Annotated in this window: 24 protein-coding genes and 1 tRNA gene; 17 read left to right on the plus strand and 8 right to left on the minus strand. The window is 33.9% G+C overall.

Translation table 11 applies throughout. The features are described from left to right. Positions 1-414 precede the first annotated feature (414 nt). Complete coding sequence (locus tag OEW78_RS06770) at positions 415-789, minus strand: hypothetical protein (RefSeq protein WP_300325968.1); 375 nt, start codon at positions 787-789, stop codon at positions 415-417. A gap of 273 nt (positions 790-1,062) precedes the next feature. Between OEW78_RS06770 and OEW78_RS06775 the strand changes: the two genes are divergently transcribed. The 7 genes from OEW78_RS06775 to OEW78_RS06805 all read left to right on the plus strand — a co-directional run bounded on the left by OEW78_RS06775 (position 1,063) and on the right by OEW78_RS06805 (position 4,479). Beyond that, on the plus strand, positions 1,063-2,337 hold the full coding sequence (locus OEW78_RS06775; protein ID WP_300325971.1) for a hypothetical protein: 1,275 nt from the start codon (positions 1,063-1,065) through the stop codon (positions 2,335-2,337). Beyond that, positions 2,337-2,906, plus strand: coding sequence for a hypothetical protein (locus OEW78_RS06780; RefSeq protein ID WP_300325974.1), 570 nt, complete (start codon positions 2,337-2,339; stop codon positions 2,904-2,906). The genes OEW78_RS06775 and OEW78_RS06780 overlap by 1 nt, the downstream gene beginning before the upstream one ends. A gap of 123 nt (positions 2,907-3,029) precedes the next feature. Next, on the plus strand, positions 3,030-3,296 hold the full coding sequence (locus OEW78_RS06785; RefSeq protein WP_300325977.1) for a hypothetical protein: 267 nt from the start codon (positions 3,030-3,032) through the stop codon (positions 3,294-3,296). A gap of 120 nt (positions 3,297-3,416) precedes the next feature. Then, positions 3,417-3,554, plus strand: coding sequence for a hypothetical protein (locus tag OEW78_RS06790; protein ID WP_300325981.1), 138 nt, complete (start codon positions 3,417-3,419; stop codon positions 3,552-3,554). 39 nt (positions 3,555-3,593) lie between these two features. Then, complete coding sequence (locus OEW78_RS06795; protein WP_300325983.1) at positions 3,594-3,824, plus strand: hypothetical protein; 231 nt, start codon at positions 3,594-3,596, stop codon at positions 3,822-3,824. A gap of 157 nt (positions 3,825-3,981) precedes the next feature. After that, on the plus strand, positions 3,982-4,107 hold the full coding sequence (locus OEW78_RS06800) for a hypothetical protein (protein ID WP_300325985.1): 126 nt from the start codon (positions 3,982-3,984) through the stop codon (positions 4,105-4,107). Positions 4,108-4,227: 120 nt separating this feature from the next. Next, complete coding sequence (locus OEW78_RS06805; protein WP_300325989.1) at positions 4,228-4,479, plus strand: DUF5654 family protein; 252 nt, start codon at positions 4,228-4,230, stop codon at positions 4,477-4,479. 19 nt (positions 4,480-4,498) lie between these two features. Here the strand turns inward: OEW78_RS06805 and OEW78_RS06810 are convergent, their stop codons facing one another. Beyond that, a complete protein-coding gene (locus tag OEW78_RS06810; RefSeq protein WP_300325991.1) occupies positions 4,499-4,669 on the minus strand; it encodes a hypothetical protein in 171 nt (56 codons plus the stop codon). Between the two features lie 385 nt (positions 4,670-5,054). Between OEW78_RS06810 and OEW78_RS06815 the strand changes: the two genes are divergently transcribed. From OEW78_RS06815 to OEW78_RS06830, 4 genes are all read left to right on the plus strand, one after another. Then, positions 5,055-5,663, plus strand: coding sequence for a hypothetical protein (locus tag OEW78_RS06815; RefSeq protein WP_300325994.1), 609 nt, complete (start codon positions 5,055-5,057; stop codon positions 5,661-5,663). Between the two features lie 129 nt (positions 5,664-5,792). Beyond that, the gene (locus OEW78_RS06820) at positions 5,793-6,515 is read left to right on the plus strand and encodes an archaeal proteasome endopeptidase complex subunit alpha (RefSeq protein WP_300325997.1); all 723 of its coding nucleotides are present in this window, start codon (positions 5,793-5,795) and stop codon (positions 6,513-6,515) included. Positions 6,516-6,564: 49 nt separating this feature from the next. Beyond that, a complete protein-coding gene (locus OEW78_RS06825; RefSeq protein WP_300326000.1) occupies positions 6,565-7,254 on the plus strand; it encodes a class I SAM-dependent methyltransferase in 690 nt (229 codons plus the stop codon). Beyond that, complete coding sequence (locus OEW78_RS06830; RefSeq protein ID WP_300326003.1) at positions 7,251-8,405, plus strand: MFS transporter; 1,155 nt, start codon at positions 7,251-7,253, stop codon at positions 8,403-8,405. The genes OEW78_RS06825 and OEW78_RS06830 overlap by 4 nt, the downstream gene beginning before the upstream one ends. Here OEW78_RS06830 and OEW78_RS06835 read toward each other — a convergent pair. Continuing rightward, positions 8,402-8,716, minus strand: a complete 315-nt coding sequence (locus OEW78_RS06835) for a P-II family nitrogen regulator (RefSeq protein WP_300326006.1) — start codon at positions 8,714-8,716, stop codon at positions 8,402-8,404. The two genes, OEW78_RS06830 and OEW78_RS06835, sit on opposite strands and share 4 nt — an antisense overlap. Positions 8,717-8,843: 127 nt before the next feature. Between OEW78_RS06835 and OEW78_RS06840 the strand changes: the two genes are divergently transcribed. Then, the gene (locus tag OEW78_RS06840) at positions 8,844-9,191 is read left to right on the plus strand and encodes a twin-arginine translocase TatA/TatE family subunit (RefSeq protein WP_300326009.1); all 348 of its coding nucleotides are present in this window, start codon (positions 8,844-8,846) and stop codon (positions 9,189-9,191) included. 1 nt (position 9,192) lies between these two features. On the opposite strand, the gene OEW78_RS06845 is transcribed toward OEW78_RS06840, so the two are convergent. Then, positions 9,193-9,969: a site-specific DNA-methyltransferase gene (locus tag OEW78_RS06845; protein ID WP_366523046.1), complete on the minus strand. Its 777-nt coding sequence runs from the start codon at positions 9,967-9,969 to the stop codon at positions 9,193-9,195. A 94-nt stretch (positions 9,970-10,063) separates the two neighbouring features. Here OEW78_RS06845 and OEW78_RS06850 point away from each other — a divergent pair, with 94 nt between their 5' ends. The 4 genes from OEW78_RS06850 to OEW78_RS06865 all read left to right on the plus strand — a co-directional run bounded on the left by OEW78_RS06850 (position 10,064) and on the right by OEW78_RS06865 (position 15,339). Beyond that, on the plus strand, positions 10,064-12,574 hold the full coding sequence (locus tag OEW78_RS06850; protein ID WP_366523045.1) for a DEAD/DEAH box helicase: 2,511 nt from the start codon (positions 10,064-10,066) through the stop codon (positions 12,572-12,574). 42 nt (positions 12,575-12,616) lie between these two features. Beyond that, positions 12,617-13,447: an SDR family oxidoreductase gene (locus tag OEW78_RS06855; protein ID WP_300326018.1), complete on the plus strand. Its 831-nt coding sequence runs from the start codon at positions 12,617-12,619 to the stop codon at positions 13,445-13,447. A 78-nt stretch (positions 13,448-13,525) separates the two neighbouring features. Next, positions 13,526-15,187 (plus strand): DNA topoisomerase I, encoded by a 1,662-nt coding sequence (locus tag OEW78_RS06860; protein ID WP_300326021.1) that lies wholly within the window; start codon positions 13,526-13,528, stop codon positions 15,185-15,187. Positions 15,188-15,224: 37 nt separating this feature from the next. Beyond that, positions 15,225-15,339, plus strand: a tRNA-Met gene (locus OEW78_RS06865). A gap of 376 nt (positions 15,340-15,715) precedes the next feature. On the opposite strand, the gene OEW78_RS06870 is transcribed toward OEW78_RS06865, so the two are convergent. Continuing rightward, positions 15,716-16,576 (minus strand): PEFG-CTERM sorting domain-containing protein, encoded by an 861-nt coding sequence (locus tag OEW78_RS06870; protein WP_300326024.1) that lies wholly within the window; start codon positions 16,574-16,576, stop codon positions 15,716-15,718. Between the two features lie 497 nt (positions 16,577-17,073). Continuing rightward, positions 17,074-17,202: a hypothetical protein gene (locus tag OEW78_RS06875; protein ID WP_300326027.1), complete on the minus strand. Its 129-nt coding sequence runs from the start codon at positions 17,200-17,202 to the stop codon at positions 17,074-17,076. Between the two features lie 87 nt (positions 17,203-17,289). On the opposite strand from OEW78_RS06875, the gene OEW78_RS06880 reads away from it, so the two are divergent. Beyond that, on the plus strand, positions 17,290-18,039 hold the full coding sequence (locus OEW78_RS06880; protein ID WP_300326030.1) for a DUF4377 domain-containing protein: 750 nt from the start codon (positions 17,290-17,292) through the stop codon (positions 18,037-18,039). 77 nt (positions 18,040-18,116) lie between these two features. On the opposite strand, the gene OEW78_RS06885 is transcribed toward OEW78_RS06880, so the two are convergent. Together OEW78_RS06885 and OEW78_RS06890 are read right to left on the minus strand one after the other, a co-directional pair. Then, a complete protein-coding gene (locus OEW78_RS06885) occupies positions 18,117-18,971 on the minus strand; it encodes a CBS domain-containing protein (protein ID WP_300326033.1) in 855 nt (284 codons plus the stop codon). Positions 18,972-18,985: 14 nt separating this feature from the next. Continuing rightward, the gene (locus OEW78_RS06890) at positions 18,986-19,402 is read right to left on the minus strand and encodes a universal stress protein (RefSeq protein ID WP_300326036.1); all 417 of its coding nucleotides are present in this window, start codon (positions 19,400-19,402) and stop codon (positions 18,986-18,988) included. Positions 19,403-19,617: the final 215 nt, after the last annotated feature.

The following is a 19,617-nucleotide window of genomic DNA, read 5'->3' on the forward strand; positions in this document are numbered from 1 at the left end:
TCCGGGTCTGCTTGTCGGTCTTTCTTTGGGTTGGAGACTGTCTTGATCTAATGATTTCTTTAAACACCAGCAATTGATTGGACATATCTGAAATTAATAAAATCAATTTTACTTAAAACCGTATTTCCAGATCTTTTCCATATTGGCATTTTAGGCGTAAAAAGATAACTTTAGGTTATCTTTGGGTTATCTTTTGATATTTTGTAGAGTTTACGAATAGCTACTATGACTAGAAAGCGTAGCTAAAGATAAGAAAAGATGTAGCTATACGAATAGCTCTAGTGTAGCTATTAGAAAATACATAAGAATAGTATTTTGTAGCTTCGATATTTTTGAATTTTCTATTCATAGAATTATGAGATTCTTACTCGTAGAAAAAAGAGAATATCAGTAGGAATAACTATTCAAAATTAGTTATTTTTTGACTTTGAGGTTTTTTGGTTTAGAATCTTTCAAATAAGCAATTTCAAAACAGGCCATTCCAAAATAACAGTGCATGCAGTTAACTTTGTCACAAGTATCACACCAAACTCTATTGTCTTTAAGTTCAATTTCCACAATTCTTTTACTATTATCGTCTATGAGGGATAAACTAGATTCATTAGTTTTGTACAAATGTAAGTGAGGAGCCCATTTTTCTAAAAATTGTTCCTTCATTAAGAAAAGATTCAACATTTCATTAGCCTCTGTTACAATTTTGACTTTTTTTGTACCAGCTCTTTCAGAAATTTTTTCATATAATTCTCGATCAACTGCAATAGTAGGACCCCTATCTTTTGTTCCTGCCAATATGCTTACAATAAACTACGTCTATTTTAAAGAATTACCATGTAACAACATCAAAATTCATGTTTTTACATGCAAAACTGTTATTACATACACTTACATGTATTTAGATGTAGATGAGGAGAAACAATTGAGAAGATTTCACTTAGATGGAAAATCATATGATTACAAAGAAGATTTTCATATAGCAATACAAGAACTTTTCAAAATCAATATCCCAAAGGATTCACTAGTGGAACTCTAGCAGAAAGATTAGGTTACAAATCTCAGCAATCAGTGAAAAGAGACATCATAACATCATTTTTCAATCAAGGGATAATCGAGAAAATCGACGGAACTAACATTTACAGACACAGGCCTCAAATTACAGATGAGTCCAAAGTAATTCCCCAGAATAGAAAGTGGGCAGCTAAAAAAATAGAATCATGTGAATCAATGATCAGATGGAAAAAACATTGCCTCAAGAAAAAATCATCCATTGACTCTTACAATCAGTTTCTGTTTTTGTGTTCTGGCAAAAACAAAAAATTACCAAACTTCAAAATGTATCCTGATACTTGGAGACACCCATCAACTACTGAAACTGTGGTAAAACAACTAGAAGACGCTTACAAAGTAACCAGACTACCATCCCATGTCAGAGGATACATCAGGAGGTTCATAAAATACGGACTGGGAATCACACTAACAAAGGAAGATGCCGAACATTACGGCATTGATGGTGCCAAAGACAACATGGGAAGCCATGCTACTGCAAGCCTTGAGGAAGGACAGTATGAAAAGGCATTAGAGTTTTGCAACAAGACAGGAAAAATAAAACTAAACAAAGAAAACTTTGATTCATTTTTGCTATTTGGCGTAGCCTATCACTTTTTTGTAAGACCATCAGTTCTTTTCACAATCAGGCTAGACCAGTTTTTCTTTTATGACAGAAAAATCCACTATGTGGTTTCAAAGAGCGGAAAAAAGAAAGTAATTGCCGAAACCATAGATAACAAGATTGAGGTTTTAGACGAGTATGTTTATGATTTGGCTCAGGAAAACAAAATAGAGTCATTTACCGAAATAAGGAGAACCTGCTTTGGCAAGGACATCCTAGAATTCAAGACTACAGGAAAGACCACATCAATCTCAAAGTGGCCAAAGTGGATTCGGGACGAAAAAATAGTAATCAGGCTGGAGGAATATGTCAAAGGCAGGCTCCATCAGGGGAAAAAATACCTCTTTTGGAACGATAATGGCAGAACCTTCGAAGATCTGACATCCACTGATTTTAAGAAATATGATACCACCGTCAAATACCACAGGTTAGACTTTGGGAAATTCCTCAAAATTCTTTTCAGGGAAATTGGATGTGTGGATGAGATCTTTTACAAAAGAGCCACTTATGCCATGAGGCATATCGGCGTCCAATACTGGTGTGAGATTACAGACTACAAACTAGAGTTCATCGCCGAAATGGGATGGAATGACATTGAGACACTAAGGACATTCTATGCCAGAAGAACACATCTCAGTCTAGAGAAGACTTTGGCAAGGGTGATTGGATAATGACTGATTTTGAATTCAACTCTGGCAACGTCTACAGAATAAAAAAAGAACACATGAAAAACATCTTCAAGATATACAACGTCAAGAACATTGATTCCCTGAGAAAAAATATCGATGATGGTCATACACCCAAAATTAATTTGTCTGATGAACACTGTGAAACCAATTCGCTTGATGTAAAGATCAAAAAACTAAAAGCTGCTGAGATCACACTAAGAGTATGGGAGAGGTTGAAACAGAATGGCTATTCGATTTCACAATTCCAAGATTTTGTATACACAGGAAATTTATCGTTACCTGAAAACGAAACATTCTATGCAGAGTCCTCAAATACTGAAGCCATACCAAGCCAAACTCAACAAATTCAATTTGGAAATACAATAACTCACAAACCAAATAAAATCCTGCAAGAGGATGGAACCTTGCGATGCAAGCACTGCAACAAAACAATAGAGATGAGAGCATTTAATTTTGAACAGCTAGATGATTATAGAATTCATGTTGAATCAACACATGGTCAGCTAACAGAATTAGAACGGAGTGAATTGCTGGAGATTTATCCAAATTGAGCATCATTACAAAAGAGATGTTCTTCATTTGTACGATATGCAGAAAAGAACTAATCACAATCGACATAGAATCCTTTGAGAAGAAACTCTGCAGGAAATGCATTCTAAGGGAGGATGTCAGGTTTGAGTAACTGGAAAGACTATGATAAATCGTATGATGAATTAAAAAAAGAATTAGATACATTACGTTCACAATTTAGAGAATTTAGAAACTTAACATTTAATGAAATTCAAATCCTGAAAGAATACAAAAATCATTATTCTAACCAGGCCTTGAACAATGAAGAAAAATTAGAAAGGATAAAAAAATATGTTGAATCTCTGAAAAATGACAATTATCTGATATATCTTTCATTGATGGAATTACTTGACAAGGAAGGGGCTACGTAAATTGATGATTCTTTGCAGATGCGGAAACCTGATGGAAAAGAGAAACAAGGCTCTGGGTGTCAGAGTTGACATCAAAATATTTTCTTGCATCTGTGGCAATTCAGTTGAGGTAATGGACTGATGCATGACGAAGAAAAATTAGAATGCTATGTAAGAAAAGGATTCTCTAACAGTCTGATTCTGATTTCTGTAGGAGCTCAGAAAAGCCCAGAGACGATTATAGACTATGCAAAAGAGTTGAAGAAAATTCTAAATTAATTTCGGGTCATTAAATACGACAAAATGAAGAATCATTCAATGTCTACGGATACACTTCTAGGAGCAACAAAGAAAGACATCATGCTAGTCACAATTATCGGCATATTTCTTCTGGTTGGAGGTTCTGTAGCATCATACATATTCATTCAGGGCTTTGATGACGAACTTACAAAGAAGATGATTTCAGACTATCATGGGATAATTGTTCTAGGTGCTGGTGGAGGTCTTGTGGTTCTAGGGATTACAATTCGAGAGAAAATAACGAGCTGATCTTTTTTATTTACTCATCGTATTCATTCGAGTCTCGTCTTGACGGTCTAATAGGAATGAAAATAATTGTCAATTATATTCATGTAGGAATTTAGTATTTAGCATTCGCTGATAAATCGTTCATCGGTGTTTTAAACAAATTTTGAGATGCCTGCTCATGGAAAAATTTACCTACGAATTGGCCCAGTTTGTAAAGTTAAACTGCGGTTGCCAACTACATGAGAATTCAGGGGAATTATACAAGGAATGCATGCCTCACAGTCAAGCAAACTTTATGCAATAGCCACTTTTCTTTTTATCCAAATTTTTTATTTTTTTACTGAATCTGGTAGGATTATGAAATTAGATAAGCCTAATTTTCACACGGTTTATTATATTTGAAAAAAAATCGATATTGAATACAATGGCAGATGAAACAAAACCAGCTCCATTAAAAACTGAAATTCTAGACAAGATAGCAGCACTAGTTACAGCAGCTTTTGGTCTAGTAGCAGCACTGGCGTGGAATGATGCAATAAAAGCAATATTCAAAGAAATCTTTGGAACTGCAGATGCAATTGGTCCAATGCTGATTTATGCAATCATCGTTACAATCATTGCAGTCATACTGACGATTATTGTTGCGCAAGCTGTATCCAAAGCAAAAGCTCAATAACAACTTTTTTTATTATTTTTTAAATTAGAATTGAAGGTTTATCATACAAAAATAATAACAAAATTCCAGTTAGAATAACAAATGCTGCCATAAAATAGATTACCACATACAAAATTCCTATTTTTTTACTAAAGTAATGTCCTACAAATATAATTACTATCCCCATGGTAAGCAAAAAAATACCAATCAAGAGATTTACAAAATCCACTAATAATTTTTAGATTTACCAGTATAATATTGGTGCAACATAAATTTGATTTTTCATAATCATATACAAGATTATACATGCACACAAATGAGCGCACGGTTCAACCCTTTCAGAAAAAGGTCTATTAAAAATTAGAAAAGAAATGAAGACTGCTAAAAGTACCTAATAATCTGATCTTTTACTAGGCTTCCAGATCTTTTCCATATTGGTCTTTTATGCCTAACACGATGTCTTTAAAGAGTACAAGATAACTGTGCTAGAATGATAATTTTGCAATAATCCTTGTAGTAAAATGATCCTGCAATTAGAGGATAACCTATTCTAAAAGTAGAATCATTTATGAATTAATGAAAAAGAAAATTTTCAATTGAAATATCTGATAATTTTTTCCGCATTACTTTTAGTTAGTCCTGCATTTGCACAAAGTCCATTCCGAGATACAGCAGGTTTAACAAAAAATGGGATAGAATGGTGTGAGGAAAACTATCAGCTATACAAAATGATGGGAAATGATTTTTTTGAACACCATCGACATTCAATTGAATCAAGATTATGTGGTAATCTTTACAACGATAAATTATGGACATATTCAGAATATGATAGATATCAAAAACTAATCGAACAAGGCAGAATTTACTATCATCTGGAAATTCAAGAAAGCACTAAAGAAGCACAAGAAGGGAAGATAGATACCAAACCGATAAGCATTGAAGAAATTTCACAAGAAATTACACAGCAACAAAAAGAGATGGTAAAGGCAGCAGAATTACAAATTACTGAAAAATCAGATGTAGTTTGTGACCCAGGAACAGTTTATCAAGACGGAATGTGCATTGTAAATCCAAAACTTGAACCAATTGCGACACCGGCTAGTGCTTATGATGAGGAATCAATCTACAGAATAGTTTTGTCAGCAGGAATTATTGGCAGTGTTATTGGGGGAGTGGTTTTTGCTAGGAGGAGAAAGATCCTTTAAATTTTTCAATCGATCTAAAATTTTAAAAAAAGGATACTAAAAGACATACCTTGTTTGCTTCTAGATCTTCCCCCCATATTCAGGCAAGACAATTACCCTTAAATTGACTGAGAATAAAGTTGTGATATTATGATGGCATCACGCGGTTACGATATGACCCCTACCATGTATTCTCCAGATGGTAGAATTTACCAAGTCGAATATGCAATTGAGACTGTAAAAAGAGGCACACTAGCTATTGGTATCAAAAGCAAGGGAGGCGTAATCATGGCAGTTGAGGAAAAACCTCGTACTTTACAAACTAGTAATGTTACACAGAAAATTTTTCAAGTGGACTATCACATCGGTGTTGCTGCAGCAGGATATATTCCAGATGCACGTGTTCAAGTAGATGGTGCAAGATTCTTCTCACAAGGAAACAGGATGACATATGATGAATCTGTGGAAGTGGCAACAGTTGCCAAACATCTAGCAGACCAAGCTCATCAATTTACACAATACGGAGGAGTTCGTCCAAATGGTGTTTCAATGATTATTGCAGGAATTGATCAAAAAGGAGAATCAATCTATGTAACAGATCCTAGCGGAACATATGTTCAATTTGCAGCAGTTGCAATTGGTGCAAATTCTGATGATGTTAATGCATTTTTAGAAAAACATTACAAAGATGATTTGAGTTTAGAAGACGCGGCATCTTTAGCAATAGCAGCAATTAATCTTAAAGCAGAAACAAAAGAGGGAGTCAATCACATAAAAATGGCAAAAATTACATCTGAGGCAAAAATATTTGAAAAAGTTTCAGAATCGGATTTACAAAATTATTCTCAAAACGCATCAAAATTTGCTCCATAGAAATTTTGATTTGCAAACTATTCAAACAAGCATACTGAGACGATAGATTATGGGCTTAGGGAGTTATTGGGGAGAAGTAATGGAAGTACTTCGAGAGATCATTCCAATTTATGATAAAGTAAATTCCATAATTTCACTTGGCAAGGATCAGGAGCATCGAATCAGAGGAATTTCGCAAAGAGTAGTTGCAGGTAACAAAATTTTGGATGCAGGTTCAGGATTTGGAAACATGTCAAAAACCGCAATGAAGTTAACTGATGGAAAAATTTCAATTACGCTGTATGACCCACTTGTACCCATGCTAAAAAACACGGGCACATTCTTTGAAAAAACTCCAGATATGGCAAATGGTGTTTTTGAACACATTCCATTTAAAGATGAAGAATTTGATGCAGTGTTGTGCGGTTATTCATTAAGAGACGCAATTAATTTGAGAATTGCTATATCGGAGATACATAGGGTGTTAAAAAAAGGCGGAAGATTCGTAATAGTAGATTTGGGAAAACCAGATGAAGCATTTTTCCGAGCTGGTGTCTCATTTTATCTCAGATGTATTTTGCCGATTCTTGCATTTGCTGCAGGTGGAAGACTGGGATTAAAGTTCGGTACATTATATGGAACATACAAAAGATGGCCTCAAAACAAAAAACTAGAACAGTTGATTTTAGAAAAATTCTCAAGAGTAGAATTTGAGAAAGATCTTATGGGCGGGGCAATAATGGTTGCCGCATACAAATGAATAGAGTTCTCATACTTGTTAACATTACAGGATTAATCATTGGAATTTCATATGGATTACACGGTCCAATTCTTCCAGTATTTGCAAAAAATATCATAGGTGCCACATACTCTGAACTTGGATTAATTGGATTAACAAATTTCATTCCATACATGTTCATCCCATTGTTTGTAGGAATTTTACTAGATAGGATTAACAATGGATACTTGTTAAGTTTAGGGGCTGCAATTAATTCGGCGTCAATTTATCTCCTATCAATTGCACAATCAGTTCCAGAAATAATGGGATTCAGAATCATGACAGGTATAGCACATGCATTTTTTTGGCCTCCATGCGAAGCCATTATTTCAAATAAAAGTTCAGAAGAGAATAGAGTAAAGCACATTTCGTGGTTTACAATGTTTTTCGTAATTGGATTTATGGTAGGGCCATTACTTGGAACAGTATTTCTTGAAGGATTAGACATAACATATAGGATTTTATTCCAAATTGCAGCATTTATTCTAGCAGCTGCAATAATTTCTTCACTTTTAGCCTCAAGAAAAAGCGTAAAGAAACATCATGAGAGATTTTCGTTTTCTTCAATAAAAGAAATGAAGCGATTTCCAGAAGTAATAATACTATTGATTTTCTGTACTTCTTCTTTTGGAATTATCCTTACAATCTATCCGGCATTTCTCAACGATAATGGAATGTCTGCAACAGATATTTTATTATTATATTTTGTTTTTGGGATTTCACGAGTGGTATCTCTTGCATTTGCAGGAAAATTTGCAAGAAATACAAGTCAAACTTTGATTGCAGGAACCATTGCAGTCTCTATAGGATTGGCAATATCTATTGTTGCAGATTCAATCATTACTTTTGGAATTGCAATAGTTCTAATGGGATTTGGATTTAGCATATTTTTCCCATTAACTCTGGAAATAATTTTGAGTAAAACTAGTAAGAAAATTTCAGGCAAAATTATTGGTGCATATGAAACAGTTTTTGGTATGGGTTGGGCAATAGGACCAACTATAGGAGGACCAATGACACAGACATTTGGAAATGAAGCACCATATCTCATTTTTTGTATTATAGGAATTGGAATTGCAATATTTGCAATAAAGGTTAGAAAGAAACTAGAACCACAGAAAATCTTGAATTAGATATCCATTGTTCCGCGTTTTTTGGTGCAAATATCAAGTGCATCTACTATTTCAGTTACAAAGACTTTGCCATCACCTTTAGTTCCAGTGCAAGCAACATTTGCAATTGCATTAATTACATCATCTAGTTTAGGATCATCTACAACACATATGATCATATCTCTGCTGAAATATTGTCCAACTAGAGGAGGATCTTGTGCACCTTGTCCTTGAACTTGATGAACCGTTACACCACCAACACCAACTTTTTTGATAGCAGCAATTACTGCATCTTTAGTTCCTGTTGGGACGATTGCTTCTACTTTTTTCATAAAAATTATCAGTTCCGAATTTATTTAAATCAATAAGTCCTTCTTATGAATGAGATCAACGACAAATCATGGATTTAGGCACAAACACAGGCATTACGTTTAATTTCAAATTAGCCAAAATCAAGACATGATTGATTATTCATTAAATATAGGAGGGAGTGAATGGATGATCATAATTTTTGTTGCACTTGTTTTGATTTTAGGTACAGGAAAACTTCCAGGAGCTGCAAGGAAAATGGGTCAAGCAGTTAACGAATATAATAAAGCCAAAAACGAGATTCAAGATCACATTAAAGAAGCAACTGAAGAAACGCCTAGAATTTCAGGACCTGTTGAAACAGAACGAGAAAAGTTAGAAACGATTGCAAAATCAGCAGGGATAAAAATTGGAGAAAAAACAGATGATGAGTTAAGAGAGAGCATCGCGTTGAAGATAGGGCAAAAAGTAAAGGATGAACCTGAAAAGAAAGAATAGCCTATTTTGGTTTTTTAATTCTGTATGTATCAGTGTCAAGTCTTTTTTTAGCAAATTTGTAATATTCTGGAACTATTTCAAAACCAAGGTATTTTCTTTTCATAGACTTGCTAACTACTGCAACTTGACCTGAACCAATAAACGGATCAAATACAATATCATTCCTTTCACTTGAATATTCTAGTAATTTTTTAATTATTTCAGAGGGTAGTTTTGTGGGAGTTTTTTCGTCACCTGTCCAATATTCTCTTTTGATATCCCAAACATCTTCCTTATCTTTGTAATGAAGGCTACGTCCATCATAGGTTTTTTCATCTTTTTCAAATCTAGAAAATGGGAAAAATTTCCGTTTCTTGTCATCTTTGCAAACATATAGACAGTGATAGTGAGAGGTTACAAATTTTCTTTTAGTGACAACACCAAATTGGTATTTCCAAATTATATGATTTACAGTAGTAAATCCAACATCATCTAATGCACGTAAAATATTTTTAAGATTATTCCATCCTGAAAACACATACATGCTTCCTGAATCTTTTAGGATTCGAAAGACCTCACTCATCCAAGAAGATGTAAAATCATAATAGTCCTTAGGTTTGATTTCATTATATCCAGACAATACACGGGAGGATGTTCTGTTATAATTTGCCTTTTTTGCCTGAAAATTGATAGCAAAAGGAGGATCAGTTATTACAAGATCAACTTTATTTTTGGGGATTAGATTCATCCCTTCAATACAATTTTGATTGTAAATATTGTTGATTTCTATTTTTTTCAATTTTAAATTCAAACCCCCCACCCATCTTAAGAATGTCATGGAGTGAAATACCTATCAAACAATAAATCATCAAGTATTTCTTATCAAATAGATCTTGAAGTTCTCATGTCCCCAATGCAAGTCAAAAATTGAAATTCAAAAAACATTCAACAAAAAAATGCATGTCTCATGTGAAAAATGTGGCATTGAAGATCTTTTAGAATTTTCAAAGAATCCAGATGAAGTATTTTTAGAATTTCTTTCAAGATACGACAAGGGATTAGTGACAGTAAAGGGATTATCTGAAGGACTCAAAGAAGAGGGAATCGTAAGAGACGAAAAAGAAATCAAGGAGATGATTGGAGAAAACAATCCAGATAAGATCACAGAAGAAATCCTATACTCAAAAAAAGACTATATCTCAGAATACAAAGTTTTGAGCAATCCTGAGCCTAAAATGGGCTGTAAAGTAGAAGATTTAGGACTGGATGAACCCATTACAGATCACCTCAAAGAATTAAAGATAGAGAAATTTTACAAATTTCAACAAGACGCTATTGAGGAGATAATATTTGGTGAGAATGTTGTCATTGAGGCGCCTACGGCATCTGGAAAAACAGAAGCATTTTTGATTCCAGTTATTCAAAGAATAAAAAAAGATGCAAGTAAAGGCAATGTTTTTGCAATTTTTGTATATCCAACTAAAGCATTATCACGTGATCAATATCCAAAAATTCAAAAATTCGCAGAGAAAATTGGCACCACAGTCAAAGTATTTGACGGAGATACAAAATTAGAAGAACGTAGAGAAATAATAGACAATCCTCCCCATATTCTAATTACAAATTTTGATGTTCTACACTATCACATGTGGCACCAAACAAAATTTTCATCATTGCTAACATCAACTAGAATTCTTGTAACAGATGAAGCTCATGTATACTCTGGAATTTTTGGAACAAATGTTCATTACATTATAAAAAGACTCAAAAGAATTTGCTCTAACAAATTACAATTTGTTGCAGCTTCTGCAACACTTGATGATGCAGAAAAGTTCTGCCAACAGTTGTTTGGTGAAAATATGCAAAAAATTCAAGGTTCAGGTAAAAAAGGAAAAACAGATTTTGCAATGTTGTTTCCATCACTTCGAACACAGAGATCTCTAATGGTTGAATTGACAAAAAAACTAACACAAAAGAATCACAAGACAATGATTTTCAATAATTCGCATCTAAATTCTGAATTACTGGCAATACAGGCAAAAAAGCAAAGAGTAAACATCAAAGTTCACAGAGCAGGGCTGATGGCAAATTACAGAGCATCAGTTGAAAGACAATTCAAAGAAGGAAATTTACAAGCAATTTCATGTACCCCTACGCTTGAACTAGGCATAGATGTGGGCAGTGTAGACTGTGTAATATCATCTACCATTCCAGTAAATAGGCTAATTCAAAGAATAGGAAGAGCAGCAAGAAAAGGTCAAAGAGGATATGCATTTTTGGCATTAGGAAATGACCCAATATCGCAATACTACAAGAATCATCCAGATGACTATTTTGAAGACATTGAAAAAACATACATTGATCCCAAGAATCCTTTTGTTGAAGAATTCCAGGTGTTGGCGATGGCATGTGACAGACCAATATCAAAGCACGAATTAAAAGAACATCAAGAAGTAATTGAACGTCACATCATTAATGAAAATCTAAAGGAATTCAACAATAGAATCATCCCGAATTTTGATAAAATCAATACGATGTTAAATGATTACAGCATTAGAGGGATTGGAAAATCAATAGATATTTTTCTAGAAGGGAAAAAAGTAGGGGACAGAGTATTGCCAATTGCATTAGAAGAACTTCACAAAGATGCAATCTATTTTCTAGCAGGCGTACGTTACAGGGTAAAAGAATTTGATTATCCAAAAAACAACTATGCAAAACTAGAACGAATTCCAAGAGACTATCCATACTATACAAAATCACTTACAGAAGAATGGCCAACTATTGAAACTGTCTTTGAGAGAAGAAATGCAAATGGAATTGAAATTGCATTTTGTAAATTACACATAGAAAAAAAAGTATACGGCTATGTCAATATCGAATTAGGACAAGAAACAACACAAGGTGAAAAAGTTCAGTTGGACGTTCCATTAGAGTATGATTTTGTTACAAAGGGAATAGTATTCCATGCACCAAGACCGCTCAAAGTAATTGAGGAGTCAGAAGATGAAGAATATGCAGAAGCCAGCGGATATCATGCAACAGAACATGTTGTGATAGAGGGTAGCAATATGATTACAGGAGGAGTATCACAGGATTTAGGAGGCATATCATTGGGTACATCAGGCTTGATTTTCATCTATGATGGAGCAATAGGTGGAAGTGGCGCAAGTAAGGCACTTTATGACAGATTTGAAAAAGCCCTAAAAAGAAGCATGTTCATAGTAAAGGAATGCCCCTGCAAAAATGAATCAGGATGTCCAAGATGCACATTCTCCTATAGATGCGGCAACAATAATGAATATCTCCACAAATATTCTGCATTGGAAATTTTAGAGAGAATAAATTCAGGTGAGAAAACAGAATTGATAGATCCTATTGAAGGAGACAGGCCCCTAGTATAACAAATCAAAATGGGATAAATATAACAAGAATTTAGAAGGGACATGAAAAAAGTAGCTCTAGTTACAGGTAGTTCATCAGGAATTGGTTTAGAGACAGCGCTTGCATTAGCAAGAGATGGCTATCATACATTTGCCAGCATGAGAAATACTGAAAAAAGAGGAGAATTAGAGCATGCTGCAAAAAAAGAAAATCTTTCCATAGAAATAATAGAACTTGACGTAGACAAAGAAGAATTAATTGTTTCTGCAATCAAAAAAGTTGTTACAGATGGGGAAAGACTAGATGTACTTGTTAACAATGCAGGATATGGACAGTTTGGATGTACAGAAGATGTAACAGTTGATGATTTTAGAAAACAATTTGAGACAAATTTTTTCAGTGTTGTGAGAATCATACAAGAAGTTGCACCAATTATGAGAAAACAAAAATCAGGAAACATTATCAATATCAGTTCTGTGGCAGGACGAATGGGCCTACCAGGATCTCCAGCTTATATTAGCTCAAAATTTGCATTGGAAGGATTAGGGGAGTGTTTAAGGTATGAGCTTGGGCAATTTGGAATTAAAACCACATTAATCGAGCCAGGAGTCATCAAAACAAACTTTTTCAATTCAATGAAAGTTCCAGAATCAAAAACAGACCCAAAATACAAGGAATTGACTGACAATATTTTGGCAGGATTGAAAATGATGGTAGAGATGGGCACCCCACCATCACAGGTTGCAGATGTTGTCATGAAGGCAATACATGATGATGAAATGCTGCCACGATATGTTGTAGGTACAGATGCGGCCATGTTCATGGAAGCAAAAAAGATGAAAACAGACATAGAATTTGAGAAATACCTGAGTAAGGAACTATTTCCCAGATAACATCACACTTTTACGCTAAATTGATATACAGATAAAGTAGAGTTTTCATCAAAGTCCACAATTTTGAAGTGAAATGATATGAAATGGAAAACTCTACAACACAACGGAATCTTGTTTCCTCCTGCATATGAGGCTCAAGGAATCAAGATAAAGATCAAAGGAGAGACTGTAAATCTTGATCTGACTCAAGAAGAAATGATATACCAATGGGCAAAAAAGAAAGACACTCTTTATGCCCAAGACAAAGTTTTTCAGAAAAATTTTACTGCAGATTTTGCTAAAACTTTAGATTCAAAATTTAAAAAAATATCATACGAAGACATTGATTTTTCAAATGCTTACAAAATAGTTGACAAAGAAAAAGATCTCAAAGAGATGATGTCTAAAGAAGAAAAGAAAGAGCAGGCAAAAAAAAGAAAAGAGATTAGAGAACAATTGAAAGCAAAATACGGAATTGCCATAATGGATGGAAAAGAAGTAGAAGTTGGAAACTATATGGCAGAACCTCCAGGAATTTTCATCGGCAGAGGGGAACATCCACTCAGAGGAAAATGGAAGCCACGGGTTACTGCAAAAGACGTAATACTGAACCTTGGAAAAGAGGCAAAAGTTCCAGAGGGCAAATGGGGCAAAATAATTCATGATAAAGATTCCATGTGGCTTGCAAGTTGGATGGACTTTCTTACGCAGAAAAGAAAGTATGTATGGCTTGCAGATAGTTCTGATCTGAAGCAGGGTAGAGATAAAGAAAAGTACGAAAAAGCAACCAAGCTTGAAAAAGAAATTGAAAAAATTAAAAAAGCAATGGTCAAAGATATGAAAGATCCAAAAAAGAGCAATGTTGCTACAGCATGTTATTTGATTTATAGGACTGCGATGAGAGTAGGAGACGAAAAAGATCCTGATGAAGCTGATACTGTAGGTGCAACAACACTAAGAAAAGAGCACATTAAGATTACTGCAGATACAATAGAGTTTGATTTTTTGGGAAAAGATAGTGTAAGATGGCAGGAAACCCTAAAAGCCGTTGAGGATGATAAACAATTTCAGGAAAATTTGAAAAAATTAATTGAAAAGAAAAAACCAAATGACGAAATTTTTCACAATATCACGTCAAGGGATGTGAACAAATATTTTTCAGGAATTGTAAAGGGATTAACTGCCAAAGTGTTTAGAACATATCAAGCTACAACAGTTGTCAAAGACTATCTTGTAAAGCATGATGATATAAAGGGAAAATCTACAACTGAGAAATTATATCATGCAAAATTGGCAAATCTTAAAGCTGCCATAATGTGTAATCACAAAAGAACAATTCCTAAAACATTTGAGCAATCATTACAAAAGAAAAGAGATACTCTGAAAAAAGTTGAAAAAGAACAAGCATGGAAAAAAACTCAAGAGACTCTGAAAAAAGTTGAAGTAAGTGATCCTAAAACAGATGCCCAGAAGAAAATAAAAGCAAAAAGAATAAAAACATTAAACGAGCAAATTAGAAAACAAAAAACAAAACAAAAAGAAAGACTAGAAAAATTAGAGTTACAAATTGATCTATCTGAAAAAACTAAAGATTACAACATTGGAACATCATTGAGAAATTACATAGATCCTCGTGTTTTCAAAGCATGGACTGATGAAGTAGGTGCAGAATGGGAAAAATTGTATACATCTGCATTACAAAAGAAGTTCCTCTGGGTAAAAAATGAGGAAGTATCTTGGAAAGATTTCAAGGGAAATTAGAATCATTTAATTTCCCAAATTTTTAGCATTATAACATGCCGGGGTAGCTCAGCCTGGTTAGAGTGCCAGTTAATTTGGTAAACTCTAACGGTTCTCCAACTAAGGCAATACTCATAATCTGGAGGTCGCGAGTTCGAAACTCGCCCCCGGCACACACAAATTAGTTTATTACTCCTCCCCGACCTACTGTATAGTCATTGAGTACTAGGCATGAATCAAGACATAGAATCTATATTCACAATTACAAAACAAGGATGAGACAAATCAGTGATCAGATTCAAAGAGAACTATCAATTGAGAATGTTTCACTAATCAAAAAATATGACAGGGAGATGGTTTCCCAATCAATGGCCACTGCTGTAACATAAAAGCATCTAAGAACATTACTTATACTATCAAGACTGCTAAACAAAGACTGGAAGAACCATTTTTGGTCATTTAAAGAGAATCACAAAGTTAGTTCAATATCCTTTACTAATTTACGCAGAATGTGGATATAAAAATAAGAAAAAAGAAAAAAATTGTAGGTTAAAATCTTGGAACAATTCTAGTTTTTGCTGTAATTGCCATGATGCTAACTATAGATACTGCAAGTATCATCATTGCAATGGTTCCAAATTCTGGCACCACTTGTTTTTTTGCAATTTCACCAAATACTTCTCTATATTGCTCATCATGTCCAAACCCAACTGCGTTAACAGTAATCGTTACAGGTGAATCATCAGATGCGTCAATTGTCAAAGCACTTGTTGTATGAGTATTAGTTACAGTACCACCATGCATATGTCCTTCTTCATTTAACAATACAATTGTTCCATGTATTGCCTGTATGTTATAGGTAATATGTTCTGCAGGATTACCATCCAAGTCGGTAATGGTGACATCAATAGTCATTACTTCATTTGCATTTCCTTCACTAGATACAATGTTTGCAATTAGATTATCTACTTCGTGATTTGGTTCAATAGATGTGCCTATTGTGATTGTGCCCAAATCTTTTTCAGTATCTCCACCTACAGTTACAAATACTTGGCCTACCATCCAGGGATGAACTACACAAAAGTAGTCATATTTTCCAAGTGTGTCAAATGTGTGTGAAAATGTTGTACCTGCCATGAATATCCCACTGTCAAAAAGCCCATCGGCATTAGGTACAGCCCCGCTTGTTACAGTGTGTGCTGCAGAGTCATCATTGCTCCATACCACCTCATCACCGGGATTAACAGTTACCATATACGGAAGAAAACATTCGTTTGTTTCTTCACATCCAGGAATAGAAGATCCTTGTGGCAGACTAACTGAAACTTGTTCAGCAAATGCAAATGGAGTTATAGTCATAATGAATCCAGCAAGAATCATTGTAGTCAACATTAGTTTTTGATTAGTCATTAGGTAAAGGATTAAAAATTACAATAAAAAACTTGTGGAAGTTTAGACAATTAGTGATGTCAAGTATTAATAGTACAATCCGTTTTGGGGACGAAAATAGACACATATGGATACAGCAAGAGAAATCCAAAGGTTTTCTAATCTAAAACATCCAAATTATTTTTCAGAGTTGTGAAGATCATTAATTTTATTTCTTTGTTATTGAATTTCTTTGTCAGTAGAACTTGAATCTAGACGAACTTTTCTGCAGCATATATTATTTCTGAGAATGTACTATCTGGGATTTTATCACCATCAGTATCAACTTCTTGATTCAAATCAGTAACACCATTTGCATAGTTAAGTCAGACAGGAAGTAATTCTCTATCAAATAAGTCACGTTCTGTTGTTTTCTTTTCTGTTTTGAGTACTAATGTTGATTCTTCTATCAATTTGAATGAATTATTCATATCTAAATGAAAACTAGATAGAAATTCAACAAATATCACAGTAATAGTTTAATCAAAATATTCTCTTTTTCTTCTATATGCTCCACATTTAGGGCATGGTTTTTTTTTCTCGCCTTGAGGGGTTAAATCTAAAGGAGTCCCACAATCAAGACAGGATTCTGCGATGTTTGTTGACATGAGTTTCCTGATATGTTAAGCACTTAAGCCTATTGAAATTTAGAAATCAATCATAACAATTAAGAATTAATCGTAAAATTAGACAACATGAAAAATACAATTCCTATTAGTATTGGAATTGCAGTCATTGCTGTAATTATTGGAGTAAATTTTCTGGTGGAAGAAAATACAGATTTTCTCCAAACAGATTCAGAATCTAATTACAGCATAACACAGAAAGATTTGAAAATAATGGTAGATAATTGGATGGACAACCCAGATAAAGACGATAAAAACCAGCGTCTTGAGATCATGAAAGCATATTATACATTTGAAGCGACAGGTCAAAAATTAACACAAGACAGAGAAGGTCTTATTTTGATGAATCAGATTAGAAAAATGGTTAGTCTTGACATTCCAAAATCAGAGCTTGATCAATTAAAACAAGACATCCATAAAGAATTCAACATAAATGAGATTGATGAATGCTTAATTCAGTGTTTAGTTTATGATCCTGTTTGTGGAGAAGACAACATCACTTATGCATGTGGTGTTGAAGATGCCAAATGTCACAATGTCAAGGTCAAACATTCAGGAGAATGCAATGCATTATTAGAAACCAAGATTTTGTACGTGGATTCAAAACTAGTGGACTGTATTGGGATAAGCCCTCAACAATGCATGTCAATTAGAGAAAATCCAAATTCAGATTGGCAAATGTTTTATGACAAAATAGAAGGATTTGACTTTCAAGAAGGAACACAATACAAACTTGAAGTAATGATCAGTAATGTTGAAAATCCACCAGCAGATAGTTCATCATTAAAATATACTCTAATAGAAATTCTAGAACCCTAAAACAGTTACAAGAATAAATCTAGGGAGTTAGATTATTTTTAATTAAAAGCTATTCCAAGTTAGAATGTTAACAGATTTTATGATTTATTATCAATGTAAACAGCTTTTAAGATATCAGTTTTGCTAACAACGCCAGCTAGCTTACCATTTACTCGTACACCAACACCGTTAATTCTGTTCTGAATCATTTCTTCACATGCTACAGTAAGGTCTTCATCAAAGTCTACAGATTCAAAAGTATTTGTCATTACATCTTTTGCTTGAATTGTATTTCCAAATCCTGAATCAGAAAGGAATCCCTTTCTTGTAAATACCACAGATATTGTAGGATCTGAGCTGTCTAACACAGCATCAGTGTTTCCCTGCTCTAAGGCAACATGGAATAGATCACGAAATGTCAGAATTCCTTGTGGCTCATTGTTTTGATTTTTTAAGAAGATTCTAGAGATTTTTTGATTGACCATTTCAGATACTGCATGCCTCAATGTGACATCATAATCCATTGCAATGTAAGAGATAGTCATCACATCACCAACAGTGTGTTTTTTTGGATAATTTTGAACATAGTATTGGGCAATGTCAGTTTTGGTAATTATGCCAACTAATCCTTGAGTACTAGAGCTTACACCAAGAGAACCAATTTTTTTGTCCAGCATTATTTCCACACAGGACTCTACATTCATAGATTCATTTACAGATGTGAGAATCTTCATCAGTTGAGAAGCAGGTATATCATCAAGATTTTTTTCAGAATCATCTTCAAGTAAAAATAATCCAATATCTTTTTCAGTAATTATTCCCACAGGATTGTCATTATCAATCACGATTAATCTGCTAATTTTATTTTTTAATAATTTTGAAATTACATGACTAAGCGAAGAATTTTTTTCAATTGTAATTGGTTTTTGCATAATTGAAATTAGATTAGACAATTTAGTTCACCTAATTATTTTATCAGATATACAGGGATTTTGGATTTTTGAAGAACATGATTTGAAACGCTTCCAATCATATCTTTAGATGCAGAACCAGCACCAGTTGTACTCATCACAATATGATCAAACTTGCCTGATTTTGCAGTATGCAAAGTAACATGACTAGGAGAGCCTCGCAGAAGTTTTGTAGTAAATTTAACGTTCTTGTTTCCTGCACGTTTTGTTGCTTTGTTTAGAATAATTTTTCCATCTTCCTCTAATTGTTTGTCAAATGCTTTTGTTCTTGGACCTCCTTCAATAACATGAGGGATTACGTAGATTGCAGTTACTTGACCGTGTGTAAACCCTGCAAGAGTGATTGCTCTATCCAAGGCTTCAAAGGATTTTTTTGAGCCGTCAATAGGTACCAAAATTCTGTTAAGATCCACAAAGAAAACCATAAACCATCTAATATTAAGATTGAACTGATTCTCAATAAAGAAATCAGATATCCAGAGTTGCAAGATATCAAAAATTTGGAAAAGAATTCATGAAAAAGATAGACAGTTTACAAAAAAAGCATGAAAAACACAATCATTAACAAAAATTACATTTTTTTAATATAATAGAAATAGGATAATACCATATTGGCACTAAAATCATT

The sequence above is a fragment of the Candidatus Nitrosopumilus sp. genome (assembly GCF_029882185.1).
In the GTDB taxonomy this organism is placed as follows: Archaea; Thermoproteota; Nitrososphaeria; order Nitrososphaerales; family Nitrosopumilaceae; genus Nitrosopumilus.